We start from the raw sequence: 13,259 nt of genomic DNA on the forward strand, positions 1-13,259 counted from the left end.
ATTTTAATCCAGTACCACCACCAGTTTACCGCTGTGCTGCTGCCTGTGCAGCAGCACCAGCCCTTCCTTCAATTGCTCAAAAGAGAACAGCTTATCTATCATGGGATCCAGTTTTCCTTCGGCAATCAGGTTGCTCATACTGTTCCCCATATCAGACAGATGGTGGATATCCTCGGGTGCACCGTGAGCATAGGTGCCATGCAGCGCCACTTCATGCATGCTGAGTGCTTTTGTCGTCGCCAGTAAGGGGACCTGATTGAATTGATCAGCCACCATCACTATCTGGCCGTTGAAGCGGATCAGCGCACTCATGATGCTGCCTGAACGGGCAGAAACGCAGTCAATGACAGCATGCAGCAGCTTATCTTCGGTGAATTCAATGATTTTCATGGCGACATTGTCATTATCCGAATCAATGACGGCATCGACGCCATAGCTGAGTAATCTGGCGTGATGCCTTTCAGCGGCAATGGCATACACAGTGGCCCCGGCCAGTTTGGCTAACTGGGCTGCAAAACCGCCTACACCCCCGCCAGCGCCTGTAATCGCAACTCGCTGCCCCGGCTTCAGCCTGAGTTTATCGTACACAGCCAGCCAGGCACTGTAACCGGCAGAAGGTAAAGCCGCCGCCTGTTCAACACTGACTCTTTCAGGCAGCCTGCTGACGGCGCCCGTTTTACAGCAGACATACTCAGCAAAGCCTCCGCAATGACGCGGGTCGAGAAAGGTAAATACTCTGTCCCCCGGCTTAAACTGCCGCACTTTCCCCCCGACAGATTCAACGGTGCCTGCTATGTCCATACCTACAATTTGCGGGTAATGCCAGGTGGCGTATCCCCAGTCGGCCAGCTTGTAATCAATCGGGTTAAGGCCCATCGCGGCCACTTTGATACAGATTTCTTCCGCTCCGGGTTTGGGGCGGGTGGTACGTGTCAGCTGCAGGCTGTCCAGTCCGTTGGGTTCAGTCAGAGTCCATGCTTTCATAAGCCACCATGAGGGTAACAGGTTGTTTTTGGTATTGATTTAAAGCATATACCTAAACGCATGGCTTTGCTGGCGGGAAAAGCGGGAAAGAATGTGGAAATCTGAGTCGCAGTTCGGCAGGAGGTCCCCGTCTGTGCGGGGACGATAGGTTGAAGCGGGGTGTGAGCTGCCTGAGTGTTGTCTTTACGACAGTTCGAGAGCTGATACCGGGCTTCTTAAGACAGGCGCTCGGCCAGGTAAGCTTCATAGTCCGGAATTTCTATCGACACCGCTTCTTCCATCATAGTGGACGCTATCATGAAATTGGCACTGGCACGGTTGGTGGCAACCGGGATATTCCAGACCGCGGCTATCCGGAGCAGGGCTTTTACGTCCGGGTCATGGGGCACGGCATTCAGCGGATCCCAGAAGAAAATCATCATGTCGATTTTGCCTTCGCAAATCAACGCACCCAACTGCTGATCGCCCCCCATAGGGCCGCTCAGTAAACAATTGATCGGCAGGCCGGTTTGTTTGGAAAGCAGATGCCCGGTAGTACCTGTGGCATACAGGGTATGATTTTCCAGTTTACTTTTATGCTCATTGACCCAGCGCTGTAAGTGGCTTTTACAGTTATCGTGAGCCACCAGGGCAATGTGTTTCTGGGCTTGCATCTGTCGGGTAGTGGCGTGCATGTGTTACTCCGTTAAGTCGGCATAATCTCCGTATAACCAGATACTAAGCTTGCTGTTATTCGCTTGTCCAGTGAATATCCCATGTAAGAATAATACGCAGAGAAAGTTACTCGTTATGGTGAGTGATCAGTTGTTCAAATCGCTCGTGACCGTGCAGTGTTTCAAAATCATTCTCTTCTTTCGCCAGTTCACGTAAGAAAGCACTGCCCTGAATGGCCCGTTCAAGATCAGACACGGCCTGATCTTCTGCCCCCAGGCAAGCGTACGCACAGGCTCGCTGGTATAGAGCATTGGCATTGGTATTATCCACTTCCAGCACCCGGTTACAGATACTCAGTGCCCAGTGGAACTCACGGATTTCCATCGCCGCATCCGCTTTGTGAGTTAGCGCTTCCAGATCGCCCGGTCGCAGTTTGAGGATCTCATCGTACACTTCCATTTGCTGCTCGGCGGTTTGCGAGCTTTGTGCTCTGAGCCAGAGATTATGCACTTCATTGATAATCTCAATCTCTTTGTTGTTCTGCGCGATGATCCGGGTTTTACGTTTTAAATCCCGCTCCAGCATCTGGAATTTCTTCTCGTACTGATCCGTGATTTCTTTTAACTGCTGTTCGGCCATTTTCTTGGTATTGACCTTGATTTCTTTCAGCGATTGCCAGCCCACCAGCGCGATGAGCGAGGCAGCACCGGCGATCAGATAGAAAAAATAGGTGACTGTCACATTGGCATAATTGAGCGACTTGTCGGCCACGGCCAGTTCGCGATCGGTAAAAGAGAGGGTTAAGCGACGTTCCAGATCTTGCTGATCCTGGCGAAGCGATTTCATTTCATCAAGAATATACCTTTCCATTAGAGGCTTATCTAACACTGGCTGCTCCGAGTAGGGGGGCGCTTCTTCTGTGCCCTGCGCCACGGCGGGTATGGCGAAGAGCAGGCAGAAGACAGCGGCATACAGCAGTTTCAGCATAATGTTTTCCTTGTTAATGGGAATGTACGTGAAAGTTGTAACAAGCATAACCGATTGAGTTCACTATCTCTATGTAACGGGCCAAAACCTTGTGGTCGGTACACTTGCAGGTGTCTTCAGAGAGCTGGCTCAATTGAAAGCAGGAATGATGCGCAGAGAGGGAAGGCAAAGTGGTATACTCACAGCATTCTCAGTAATAACAGGTCGAGCACCGTGAGTCAGGATCAGGAAATAGAAGTTGAAGCACTTGGGATAGAAGTTTCTGTTCAACCCATCGAGTTATATAAAGTGCTGAAAATTGCCAATGCCGTCGGAGGTGGTGGCGAGGCCAAAATGGCGATCTCTGAAGGCTATGTCGCCGTGAATGGTGAAATTGAACTGCGTAAACGCTGTAAGATTTATGACGGCGACGTCATAGAGTTTAACAGTGAGTTTTATGTTGTGCTCTGTGATCAGCCAGTGACAGAAGCGGTCAGTGAGCCTGTTGCCAAACCTACAGTCGCGAAACCGAAAAAAGAACAGCAGGCGAGCCATAGCCCGGCTAAGTCGGGTAAAAAGCCGTCAGCTAAAAATCAGTCGGCGAGCAAAGCTGCTAAGAAGAAGGCCAATACAGGTAAGTCTGCAACGATTGGCAAAGATGCCGATCAACAGACCGGCCGCAAACGCCTGATGTTCTGAATAATGCCGACTGCAGTGACTGTTATCTCTTTGTGGTCAAAACCGATAGTTGCTGTCAGTTCCGCGCCGGTTCGGCGCTTTCAAGCCACGTCAAAATAAACGCCGCCACACTGGCAGCCTGGTTTAAATCCAGCACAGGAATCGGGTGAGTGTCGCCCGGTTCGCTGGTGGCTATCGCCACTATGCTGGTATCTTTGCGATACAGCAAAGGTTTGCCGTAATCCGGCCTGTGAATCTCAATTTTGGTGATTGGCTGGTCGCGAAACCCTTCTACCAGCACTATGTCCAGACGGCTGTGATCCAACTGCTTCAGGCAATCTTCCAGCGCCGGTTCACGATCTTCATCGTCCGGGTATTCAAAAAACAGAATGTGCCGATGCGGCGTTGCCAGCAAGAGCTGATCGCTGCCGGCATGGCGCAGACGATAGCTGTCTTTTCCCGGTGTATCCGGCTCAACATCATGATGACTGTGTTTCAGCAGGCCAACACGTAACCCGTGTTGCTTTAAATACGGGATAACCTGCTCAATTAATGTGGTTTTTCCTGAGCCGCTGAAACCAGCGAAACCGATAACGGGTGCCATAGTCAGTCTTTGGTCTGTTAATGGAAGATTGGCACTAAAATAACATGATAGTCAGTGCCGACACAGTACCTTGGCCGGGACCCTGGCGTTTTGCTGTGTCAGATCAAACCGGAGAGCGAGATGGCAGATTTATTAGTATGGCAGGGTGACATAACAACCTTGAATGTGGATGCGATAGTCAACGCCGCGAACAACAGCTTATTGGGCGGCGGCGGAGTGGATGGTGCCATTCACAAAGCGGCGGGCCCGCAGTTGCTGGAAGAGTGCCGGCGCTTGCAGGGCTGCCCGACAGGGGAAGCAAAAATCACTCCCGGATACCGACTGCCGGCCCGCTGGGTGATTCACACTGTGGGGCCGGTGTGGCAGGACGGTGCGCGTAATGAGGCCGAATTGCTCGCGGGTTGTTACCGGCACTGTCTGGCGCTGGCGGATGAAGTAGGCGCCAGAACGATTGCTTTTCCCTGCATCAGCACCGGGGTATTTGGTTTCCCGGCACAGCAGGCGGCCGGTATTGCCGTGCAGACAGTCCGCCAGTCTCTGGAAGGACAAAGCTCGCCGGACAAAGTGTACTTTGTCTGCTTCAGTCAGGAAGATGCCGACATTTATCACAGTCTGCTGCGGTCTGATTAAGTGTATCAATCCTGCGTCAAGCAGATGAAATAGCGGGTAAAGTATTATCCCGGGTCTACAGTTAATGAGAAGGTAACCAGTGACACAGAGCAGATGTGTTCTCAGGGTATGAGAGTTGTCTGCAGCTATGCTGTGCGCACTGAGAGATGTCCGGCTCAGCTTACCGGCAGTCTGGATTTGCCGGTAAGGAAGGAACCAGAATGGCTGAGCCGTGGACGACATAAGCATCAGGGAGAGTGCAATGTGGGCAACATTAGATTTTGAAGCGTCAGGTTTATCGGATCAATCCTACCCCATAGAAGTGGGTTATGTACTTCCTGACGGCAGTGGGCAAAGTATCCTGATCAATCCGCTGACCGCCGGCGATGTCTGGCAGTTTTGGGACAGCTACGCCGAGCAACGTATTCACCGGATCCCCCGCTCTGAACTGGAACAGCATGGTATGCAGGTGCTGGAAGTCTGCCAGCATTTGAACAGCGTGCTGGGGCAGCTGGATTATGTGTTTTGTGACAGCCAGTGGGACTTGTTCTGGCTGGGGCGGCTTTATCATGCTGCCCATATGCGGCCATCCTTTACACTGACAGAAATCGGCCATTGGCTGCAGCAGGAGAACGGCATAGAAAGAGCCCGGTTTCAGCGTGCGCTGGAAGAGCTCGGCCCGGCAAGGCACAGAGCCATGCATGACGCCAGGCAGATTTATCAGGCCATCAGCAGTCTGGTGAATATTCCAGGCTGACGACAGGCGCTGGAGCAACTGAACAACACAGCGTACAATCAATACAGGCTATTGAATTTCAGTCTGTTGGGAGTGCGTTGTGCCAACACCTACCTTAAGAGTTGCGGTATTTAATATCGCCTTGTCCGATCCTGTTCCCGGCCGGATACGGCAGAAGCTGTCGGAGCCGGGCCACGCCAGAATTGCCCGGCTGGCAGCCATGATTCAGCATGTGCAGCCTGATGTCCTGCTACTGTGCGAATTTGATCACCCCGGCGAGGGAGGCGATGACGGCGGCCTGACTGACTTTTGCCGCTATTATCTGGCCGAGCCGCAACATGGCCAGGTCGCGATTGATTATCCTTACCGTTATTGTCCCCCCACGAATACCGGCTTGCTGTGCGAGGCAGATCTGGACGGGGACGGCGAACGAACCCTGCCGCAGGATGGCCAGGGCTATGGGTTTCATCATGGTCATTTCAGCTTCGTGGTGCTGTCGCGTTATCCGCTGATTGAAGAGGATATCCGCAGCTGGCAGACCCTGTTGTGGCAGCAGATGCCGGATAACCATATGCCTGAAGGCTATTACAGCCCGGAAGCGATGGCACAGCTCAGGGTCTCTTCGAAAAATCATCTTTTACTGCCGGTACAGGTCGGTCATCAGCGATTTCAGCTGCTTTGCGCCCACCCGACGCCGCCTGTGTTTGACGGACCTGAACGGCGTAATGCCCGCCGTAACCATGATGAGCTGCGCCTTTTGACGGATATCATCAATGACGAAGCGTATCTGATGGATGATCAGGGCAATTCGGGCGGTCTGGCTAAAAACGCGCCTTTTGTGTTGCTGGGGGATCTCAATGCCGATTTGCATGACGGCGAAGGCATGGTACTGGCACTGCGGCACCTGCTGTATCACCCTCGTGTTCACCGGGCTGTCAGTGAAGGCAAACAGACCCCGAAAAGCCTTGGCGGGCGTTTTTTCCGGCCCTGGAAATTGCGCCGGGGCAGAAGTTCGGAATGGACACACCTGAGCGGACTGCGACTGGATTACGTGCTGCCCTCTGCTGATTTTGATGTCCTCAACAGCGGCGTGTTCTGGCCGGATAAAAAAGATCCACTGCGCAGACTGGTTACTGGCGAAGACGGCAAAGAGCGGGCCGATATCAGCTCTGATCACCGGCTAGTATGGGTCGATATACGTTTGCCAGCGGTGAAGGACTAGTCAAAGTTATGCACAATTTCGACTTATTCGGTGAAGCGAGCGGGCCGGGCGAGTGGCTCGCTATTGATGACGGTTTGCTGTTCTGGGCGCCGGCTTTCTTTACCGTTTCCGACTCAGACCGTTATTTCAGTGAGCTGCGTCAGACGCTCGACTGGCAGCAGGAAGCCATCACACTGTATGGCCGTCGGGTTATGCAACCGCGTTTGCAGGCATGGTGCGGTGAGGCATCCTATACCTACTCAGGGCTGACCATGCAGCCGGACCCGTGGACGTCAGCCTTACAGCAGATCAAGGCCGCCTGCGAGCAAGTGGCTAATACGCGTTTTAATTCGGTGCTGGCCAACCTGTACCGTAACGGGCAGGACAGTATGGGCTGGCATCAGGATAACGAGCCCGAACTCGGCCCGGAGCCGGTGATTGCATCGGTGACATTGGGCGATACCCGGCGTTTTTTGCTGAAACATCGCCGCACGGGGCAGAAAATTGATTTTCAGCTCAGCCACGGCTCTCTGCTCATCATGGCAGGGCAGACCCAGTCGCACTGGGTGCACAGCGTGCCAAAGACATCTCAGCCTCTTAATGAACGTATTAATCTGACTTATCGGTGGATTAATACGTAACTGCTTAGCACCGCAGAATTAAAAATGCTGATATTCCACTGGCTTAAATGACAACAGGCTGACGTGTACAGCGACGCCTTTGCTATGATTGTGTTGTTAAATGGTTGCGGGGTTGCTATGAACATTCGTCGTTTTGTTGTTTATCTTCTGATTACTCTTCTTTCACTGCCTGGCTGGGCGGCGATGCAAATTTCGCCCAGACCTGCGGAACCGACTGTACAGCAACAGGTATTGCCATCCTATGCGGATGATGCCGCGTTGATTCGGCAAACCTTTGAAACCCAGCTGTTTACATTACCGGCATTTAAAATGGGCCATTATGGCCTGAGGATGTATCGCCAGACGATGGATCCCAAATACCGGGCGGCCGTGTGGTCAGATTTGGCACGTGTGGCCAGCCGGCTCAATGCCGTGACGACAGAGATTTACACACCGGCACAGATAAAAGCCTATTCGGCTGCCCGTGAAGCCAGATATCAGCGCAAAGATGATGCCCGCAGCGATTTACGTTATCTGGCCACCCGTGATTACCCTGAGTATTACTTTTTGGGCGTCGATTTGCTTGGCTCTATGGCGCGCGCCAATGAGTACGGTCTTAAACACAGGGAAGATCACAAATTGCGCGACATCATCCGCCGCTATGACTTTGCCCGTTATGCCACCGACCCTGAAATGATTCGCGCCTGGGCAGCACAGCTTGCCAATCAGGTTTACTGGCTGCGTCAGCTCGGCGAGCAGGATGTGGTTGAGCCTTTTATTGCCGCTTTCCGGGCAACTTATCCTGACAGCCAGGATAAGCAGCTCAGCGAGCAGCAGTACATGAATAAGATATACGGCATGACCCATATTATCTTTGCGGCATCCTCGTATTATCAGTATCAGCTCAAGGAAAGCGATTTTCAGTGGATTTATGATCACTTTCGCCGCCATATCGACGACATTCTGCTGCATACCAAGGAAGATGTGGTGGCCGAAGTCGGTATCAGCTTCCTGCTGGCCGGCTTATCGGATGACCCTGTGGTAGAAAAAACGCGCCAGTTCATCCAGACATCGATCGACCGGCAAGCGGGTATGGTGCCGTCGGTAAAAGGTGAAAGCGAGCTGTATGACGGTGAGCATCGCAACACGCTGGCTATCATGTTACTGGACTGGCGTGGCGTACATGCCGCCCCGACAGTCATCAACCAACCGGCCATGTTTGAGAGCTTGCCTTATGGTTTGGTGCCACGGCATTAGGCCAATGAAACCTGATTGATTATGTGTATTGGTTTATATAGGGTGAGTGAATATGATTCCCTGAATGAGAACTGCACTACGATGAAAGACGGATTAACATGGGCCAGGCAACTTCAGGCTATTGCACAAGCCGGTAAAGCTTATAGTCACGATCCATACGATCTTGAACGTTTTGATCAGATTACCGACATTTCGTATCAAATGTTTGCGCAGCTCAGTGGTCAGCCACTCAGTAAAGTGCAGCATCTGTTTATACCCGAAGAGGGTTATCCCACACCGAAAGTTGATCTGCGAGCCGGAGTGATTCGCGATAATAAAATTCTGCTGGTCAAAGAACGTGAGGATGGCGGCTGGACATTGCCCGGAGGGTGGGCCGATGTCTGTGAAACCCCTTCTGAGGGTATTGTCCGCGAAGTGTTGGAAGAGTCCGGTTTGGTCGTCAGTCAGCCCAAACTGATTGCGATAAAAGACCGAGCGGTTCACCCCTACCAGCCCGACTATCCCTACCACATTTATAAACTCTTCTTTCTCTGCCACTTTGTGTCCGGTGAGCCAAAAGAGAATATCGAAATTTCAGCGATTGATTTTTTTGCTCGAGACACTATTCCGCCTTTGTCACAAAGCCGGGTACTTTCCGAAGATATCGTCATGATGTTCGAGCATTTTGAAAACCCGAACTTGCCCGTACAAGTTGATTAATGAGCTCGGGCGGGAAAGGCAACGTAACGAATAAGATGTATAAAAGGACAAGCATTTGAAATATATCTGGCTATCTGTTTTTACGGCGGTTCTTCTCTGGTCTGGCATTGAGCCGAAAGATACTTTTACCTGGTTTCTTGAAGTGTTGCCTGCGCTGATTGGCCTAGTGCTGATTGCGCTTACTTACAATACTTTCAGGCTCACCCCGCTACTGTATGGACTGATTTTACTGCATTGTATTGTGTTAATGGTGGGGGGCCATTACACCTATGCAGAAGTCCCTTTATTCGACAATCTGTTCGGGGCGCAAAGAAATAACTACGATAAAGTCGGCCATTTTTTTCAGGGATTTGTTCCGGCTATTTTGGCTCGGGAAATACTCATCAGAAAGCAAATAGTCAATGGCCGGTTTTGGGTAAGTGCTGTTGCTGTGTCTATGTGTTTAGCCTTCAGCGCCTTTTATGAACTGATTGAATGGTGGGTGGCGCTGGCGACAGGTGAAAACGCAGAGGCTTTTTTGGGTACACAGGGTTATGTCTGGGATACCCAGTCAGATATGGCATTCGCATTAGTCGGAGCGCTGTGCGCGACGCTCATGCTGTCTCGCTGGCATAACAGCCAGCTGGTTTCTCTGTATCAAACGAATGAACCACAACAAAGGAATGAATCATGGTGACTTGTTTTTTACGCTACATTATTGACCCTTATAAAGTCAGCGAATTTGAAGAATATGCCCGTAACAACGGCTATCCCTGTAAAGTGATCTAGCTGTCTCGGGCGTAGCTAAAAATACACTAATAACAAATATGTCAGTATTGTTGTGTGTTTGTTTTGCCTTCGCAATGTCGTGAAAATAAATTTAAATTATTTTTATGATCAATCATCAAGTTTTCAGTCTGTTATTTGTTCGTGTCAGCCCAATGCTATAAACCTTACGAGTGGGAAATAGATGGATAAAGGGAATTACCCCTATTTAAGGAAGCAGGTATGGAGCAGTTTACATTTGAAAAGTTGGAAAAATTAGTTGGCGATAAAATGTCGATGACTCTTGATAAAGGGGCATCCTGCGAAGTGGAAATTACCGGGGTAAAACGAACTGGCACTCACAGTAACACATGGGAGTCTTTTGCATTGTACCTCGATTGCAGTGGTCTGAATGGCGCAGTTGAACAAGGCACTTATCTTTTCGGTCACGAAAGCTTAGGTGAAGCTCCTTTGTTTGTTTCACCTAATTCTGCCAAAGAGCTGGAAGTGATTTTTTCCCGCAAGGTTACTCACTCATAACCATCAGAGGTCAGCATGGAACCTTATATCGGTAATATTCAAATGTTCGGTGCAAACTTTGCACCGAGAGGTTATGCCTTTTGTGACGGGCAGGTGCTGCCGGTCAGCCAGAACGGGGCTTTGTTTGCATTAGTTGGAAATCAGTTTGGCGGTAATGGTCAGACGGATTTCAAGTTGCCAGATTTTCGCGGCAGAATGCCGGTTCAGCCAGGTGTTGCTTTCCCTTCTCAACGGCCCATCACGCAGGCGAAAACGGGTGGCTTGGAGCAAGTCGCGTTGACGGAAGCCGAAATGCCAGCACACACCCATGGCATCGCAGTTTCATCCCAATCTGGCGACTCATTCCGTCCTTATTTGCTCAGGCAGCAAAAAGCGACAGTCCTTGCTGCCGCCGCCGGAGATACACCGGTTTACGCTGTGCCGCAGAATCTTGAAGCGATGAATCCTGAAGCGGTGGGCGCAGCAGGTCATGGGGCCGGGCATGAAAATATGCAGCCTTCAGCTGTTATCAATTTTTGTATAGCCCTGACCGGTATCTTCCCGGAAAGAGATTAGGAGATCAGGAATGTCTGAACGTTATTTATCTGAAATTACCCTCTTCGCAGGGAGTTATGCACCGCAACGTTGGGCTTACTGTGCGGGCTCTTTATTACCGGTTTCATCCAATGAAGCTTTGTATTCACTGCTTGGGACCCTGTATGGCGGTGACGGCAGAACAACATTTAGTTTACCGGATCTGAGAGGCCGTGTACCGGTGGGGCGAGGGGGCGGTAATGGACTGACACCCCGCAATCTCGGTCAAAGAATGGGGCAGGAATACGTTACCCTGACGCTGAATCAATTGCCTGAACACCGGCATTCACTGATGGCTGCCGATACCCCGGCGACGTCTTCTGAGCCTGCATCAAACCTGGTGGTGGGTAAGGCCAGTCAGTTCGTTGCTTCCCCTGTTGCAACTGATTGGGTTGCGTTACAGCAAGATGCAGTGAATACCACCGGAGGTGGAGAGCGTCATTTGAATGTCGCGCCTTCACTGGCATTGAACTTTATTATTTGCACCGCAGGTATTTACCCGCAAAGAAGCTGAGGAAAATCAGATGAGTGAAGCTTTTTACGGCGAAATTATGATGATGCCTTATACGTTTGCACCACGATTTTGGGCATTTTGTAACGGACAAACACTCAACATTCAGCAAAACCAAGTGCTGTTTGCTGTGATTGAATATAGCTTTGGTCGCTCCAGCCCGAGTACATTTCAATTACCTGACCTGCGTGCCCGCGCACCTATGGGGACGGGCAATGGGCCAGGACTGACGCCCAGAGTCCTGGCAGAAAGGTCTGGCGAAGATATGATTACACTGGACGTCACGGAAATTCCGTTACACAACCATGCGATGCAAGCGGTGAATAACAGTGCGGATGCTGAAAGTGGTCAGAACGCAGGGGTGGGGATTCTGAATGCAAGCGGTGTTGCCGAGGCTCGGTATTACACAGGCGACCCGGATAATCTGCTAAGTGCTCAGGCAATGGCAGTTTCTGGCGGATCGCAATCCCATGAGAATATGCAGCCTTATCTGGGCGTGAACTTTTGTATTTGTATGGACGGTATTTTTCCGTCAAGGTCGTAATGTATCAGGCACTGTTGGGTTGTCGGTGCCTGAACAGCAATTTCAGTGATTCAGGTTGTTCATGAAGCTGATGTTCTATGTCATTGCGCTGACCTTTACTGCGTTGGCGCAGACCCAGGTTTGGCCGGAATCTTTAACCCTTCGGGTGCAGGAGAAAAACGTCCAATTCCGCTTCCTTCCACAAGCGACCGGTGCTCCGGTATACATTCATCCATGGTTGGGAACCAAAGCCCTGCAAGTCGGGACGCGGGTGTTAGTAAAGCATGAAAAAGCGCTGAAGTTGGCCAACTTACGTCACCATCTGATTGTCAGTTCGGCGGTTGTGTTCGAGTTGGAGGCGTATTATTGGTCTGTGATGGAGACACAAAGTCCACTGGCATCGCTTGCGCTGGTGCAGCAATTACAAAGCTTACCAGGGATTGTGATGGCTGAACCGGATCTGCTGCAAATTCGTCTGGGGACGCAGGGCGGTGAAACAGGGCGGTTACCCATGCCCCCTCCGAAACCTGTCCGTCAGCAGCTGAGCATTGAACAATGGCCCGCAACACCGGGTGCAGAGGTGACTCTCGCTGTGATCGACAGTGCATTCGGCCTGGCTGATCCGGCTTTGCAGCCTTTTTTACCAAAACTGCATTACGATATTGATCAACGTCGCCCTTTGCCGCTGGAACCCAGTGAAATTGCAGTGAATGGCTATGATTCGTTCCATGGTGATGCAACACTGGCGACCCTTTGGTCAAGGCACCCGGACACTCAAGGACTGGCCTTTGCGGCTGATGCAGTGCTGCTGCGCCGGGATACTAACTGGACGTCAGATATTCTGGTTGCTTTGCAATTGGCCTATCTCAGCCAGGCTGACTTGATATTGGCCGCGTGGACTTTACCTCTGACCCAGCAGGCCTTGTCTGATGCACTGACGTTTGTGGCTGAAAATGGCCGACAAGGGAAAGGAACGCTTCTGATTGCTGCGGCAGGAAATTTCAGAGAGAACCTGAATCAGAGCTTCTCACTGGCAGCTCAGCCACAGGTTCTGACAGTCAATGCCGAAAGTCAGGGCACCGTCTGGCCTGTGATCGGCGAACCGATCGCGACTCAGGTTCCCGTGCCTTATCTGACTTTTTCACAGGAGACAGGCCGGTACAGTCTGACATTTTCGAACACATCGGCGGCGGCCACTGCCGTCGCCGGTGTTCTGGCCGCGGTACTGGGTGAGCAGCCTGCGCTGACCGCAGCGGACTTACACCGGCTGGTGCGTCAATACAGTCAGCCTGTGTTTGATGCGCAAGGCCTGATGCAGCACTTTCAGCGAGCAGCACAGCATTGATCCGGTCTCGATAAC

17 protein-coding genes are annotated in these 13,259 nt (G+C 51.4%); 13 read left to right on the plus strand and 4 right to left on the minus strand.

Annotation, left to right across the window (positions count from 1 at the left end):
• Positions 1-3: 3 nt before the first annotated feature.
• The 3 genes from Q4491_RS07290 to Q4491_RS07300 form a co-directional block, all read right to left on the minus strand.
• Positions 4-984, minus strand: a complete 981-nt coding sequence (locus Q4491_RS07290; protein ID WP_192014865.1) for a zinc-binding dehydrogenase — start codon at positions 982-984, stop codon at positions 4-6.
• A 215-nt stretch (positions 985-1,199) separates the two neighbouring features.
• A complete protein-coding gene (locus Q4491_RS07295; protein ID WP_192014866.1) occupies positions 1,200-1,658 on the minus strand; it encodes a methylglyoxal synthase in 459 nt (152 codons plus the stop codon).
• A gap of 106 nt (positions 1,659-1,764) precedes the next feature.
• The gene (locus Q4491_RS07300) at positions 1,765-2,625 is read right to left on the minus strand and encodes a hypothetical protein (RefSeq protein ID WP_192014867.1); all 861 of its coding nucleotides are present in this window, start codon (positions 2,623-2,625) and stop codon (positions 1,765-1,767) included.
• 213 nt (positions 2,626-2,838) lie between these two features.
• Between Q4491_RS07300 and Q4491_RS07305 the strand changes: the two genes are divergently transcribed.
• Positions 2,839-3,303, plus strand: a complete 465-nt coding sequence (locus tag Q4491_RS07305; protein ID WP_192014868.1) for an RNA-binding S4 domain-containing protein — start codon at positions 2,839-2,841, stop codon at positions 3,301-3,303.
• A 55-nt stretch (positions 3,304-3,358) separates the two neighbouring features.
• Here Q4491_RS07305 and mobB read toward each other — a convergent pair whose 3' ends face one another.
• Positions 3,359-3,886, minus strand: coding sequence for a molybdopterin-guanine dinucleotide biosynthesis protein B (mobB, locus tag Q4491_RS07310; RefSeq protein WP_192014869.1), 528 nt, complete (start codon positions 3,884-3,886; stop codon positions 3,359-3,361).
• Between the two features lie 120 nt (positions 3,887-4,006).
• On the opposite strand from mobB, the gene Q4491_RS07315 reads away from it, so the two are divergent.
• The 12 genes from Q4491_RS07315 to Q4491_RS07370 all read left to right on the plus strand — a co-directional run bounded on the left by Q4491_RS07315 (position 4,007) and on the right by Q4491_RS07370 (position 13,244).
• The gene (locus Q4491_RS07315) at positions 4,007-4,516 is read left to right on the plus strand and encodes an O-acetyl-ADP-ribose deacetylase (RefSeq protein ID WP_192014870.1); all 510 of its coding nucleotides are present in this window, start codon (positions 4,007-4,009) and stop codon (positions 4,514-4,516) included.
• Positions 4,517-4,757: 241 nt separating this feature from the next.
• Positions 4,758-5,252 (plus strand): hypothetical protein, encoded by a 495-nt coding sequence (locus Q4491_RS07320; protein WP_192014871.1) that lies wholly within the window; start codon positions 4,758-4,760, stop codon positions 5,250-5,252.
• A gap of 79 nt (positions 5,253-5,331) precedes the next feature.
• Positions 5,332-6,453, plus strand: a complete 1,122-nt coding sequence (locus Q4491_RS07325; protein ID WP_303456052.1) for an endonuclease/exonuclease/phosphatase family protein — start codon at positions 5,332-5,334, stop codon at positions 6,451-6,453.
• 8 nt (positions 6,454-6,461) lie between these two features.
• Positions 6,462-7,073 (plus strand): alpha-ketoglutarate-dependent dioxygenase AlkB, encoded by a 612-nt coding sequence (locus tag Q4491_RS07330; RefSeq protein WP_192014872.1) that lies wholly within the window; start codon positions 6,462-6,464, stop codon positions 7,071-7,073.
• Between the two features lie 183 nt (positions 7,074-7,256).
• Entirely contained in the window at positions 7,257-8,309 is a 1,053-nt protein-coding gene (locus Q4491_RS07335) for a DUF3541 domain-containing protein (RefSeq protein ID WP_225445082.1), read from the plus strand.
• An 81-nt stretch (positions 8,310-8,390) separates the two neighbouring features.
• On the plus strand, positions 8,391-9,008 hold the full coding sequence (locus tag Q4491_RS07340) for an NUDIX hydrolase (RefSeq protein WP_303456055.1): 618 nt from the start codon (positions 8,391-8,393) through the stop codon (positions 9,006-9,008).
• Between the two features lie 55 nt (positions 9,009-9,063).
• The gene (locus Q4491_RS07345) at positions 9,064-9,684 is read left to right on the plus strand and encodes a DUF2238 domain-containing protein (RefSeq protein ID WP_303456057.1); all 621 of its coding nucleotides are present in this window, start codon (positions 9,064-9,066) and stop codon (positions 9,682-9,684) included.
• 311 nt (positions 9,685-9,995) lie between these two features.
• Entirely contained in the window at positions 9,996-10,292 is a 297-nt protein-coding gene (locus Q4491_RS07350; RefSeq protein WP_218384083.1) for a hypothetical protein, read from the plus strand.
• Between the two features lie 15 nt (positions 10,293-10,307).
• Positions 10,308-10,847, plus strand: a complete 540-nt coding sequence (locus Q4491_RS07355) for a phage tail protein (protein ID WP_192014877.1) — start codon at positions 10,308-10,310, stop codon at positions 10,845-10,847.
• Positions 10,848-10,857: 10 nt separating this feature from the next.
• A complete protein-coding gene (locus tag Q4491_RS07360) occupies positions 10,858-11,379 on the plus strand; it encodes a phage tail protein (protein WP_192014878.1) in 522 nt (173 codons plus the stop codon).
• A 10-nt stretch (positions 11,380-11,389) separates the two neighbouring features.
• Positions 11,390-11,920, plus strand: coding sequence for a phage tail protein (locus tag Q4491_RS07365; protein ID WP_192014879.1), 531 nt, complete (start codon positions 11,390-11,392; stop codon positions 11,918-11,920).
• Positions 11,921-11,981: 61 nt separating this feature from the next.
• Entirely contained in the window at positions 11,982-13,244 is a 1,263-nt protein-coding gene (locus Q4491_RS07370; protein ID WP_303456063.1) for a S8 family serine peptidase, read from the plus strand.
• The last annotated feature ends 15 nt before the right edge of the window (positions 13,245-13,259 follow it).

Origin of the sequence: Photobacterium sp. 2_MG-2023 (genome assembly GCF_030547675.1) — a bacterium.
Taxonomy (GTDB): Bacteria; Pseudomonadota; Gammaproteobacteria; order Enterobacterales; family Vibrionaceae; genus Photobacterium; species Photobacterium arenosum.

What these genes read in the sequence shown, in the direction of transcription:
- Q4491_RS07290 (WP_192014865.1), bottom strand. Translation starts at nt 984, where the DNA reads ATGAAAGCATGGACTCTGACTGAACCCAACGGACTGGACAGCCTGCAG.
- Q4491_RS07295 (WP_192014866.1), bottom strand. Translation starts at nt 1,658, where the DNA reads ATGCACGCCACTACCCGACAGATGCAAGCCCAGAAACACATTGCCCTG.
- Q4491_RS07300 (WP_192014867.1), bottom strand. Translation starts at nt 2,625, where the DNA reads ATGCTGAAACTGCTGTATGCCGCTGTCTTCTGCCTGCTCTTCGCCATA.
- mobB (WP_192014869.1), bottom strand. Translation starts at nt 3,886, where the DNA reads ATGGCACCCGTTATCGGTTTCGCTGGTTTCAGCGGCTCAGGAAAAACC.
- Q4491_RS07315 (WP_192014870.1), top strand. Translation starts at nt 4,007, where the DNA reads ATGGCAGATTTATTAGTATGGCAGGGTGACATAACAACCTTGAATGTG.
- Q4491_RS07320 (WP_192014871.1), top strand. Translation starts at nt 4,758, where the DNA reads ATGTGGGCAACATTAGATTTTGAAGCGTCAGGTTTATCGGATCAATCC.
- Q4491_RS07330 (WP_192014872.1), top strand. Translation starts at nt 6,462, where the DNA reads ATGCACAATTTCGACTTATTCGGTGAAGCGAGCGGGCCGGGCGAGTGG.
- Q4491_RS07335 (WP_225445082.1), top strand. Translation starts at nt 7,257, where the DNA reads ATGCAAATTTCGCCCAGACCTGCGGAACCGACTGTACAGCAACAGGTA.
- Q4491_RS07340 (WP_303456055.1), top strand. Translation starts at nt 8,391, where the DNA reads ATGAAAGACGGATTAACATGGGCCAGGCAACTTCAGGCTATTGCACAA.
- Q4491_RS07350 (WP_218384083.1), top strand. Translation starts at nt 9,996, where the DNA reads ATGGAGCAGTTTACATTTGAAAAGTTGGAAAAATTAGTTGGCGATAAA.
- Q4491_RS07355 (WP_192014877.1), top strand. Translation starts at nt 10,308, where the DNA reads ATGGAACCTTATATCGGTAATATTCAAATGTTCGGTGCAAACTTTGCA.
- Q4491_RS07360 (WP_192014878.1), top strand. Translation starts at nt 10,858, where the DNA reads ATGTCTGAACGTTATTTATCTGAAATTACCCTCTTCGCAGGGAGTTAT.
- Q4491_RS07365 (WP_192014879.1), top strand. Translation starts at nt 11,390, where the DNA reads ATGAGTGAAGCTTTTTACGGCGAAATTATGATGATGCCTTATACGTTT.
- Q4491_RS07370 (WP_303456063.1), top strand. Translation starts at nt 11,982, where the DNA reads ATGAAGCTGATGTTCTATGTCATTGCGCTGACCTTTACTGCGTTGGCG.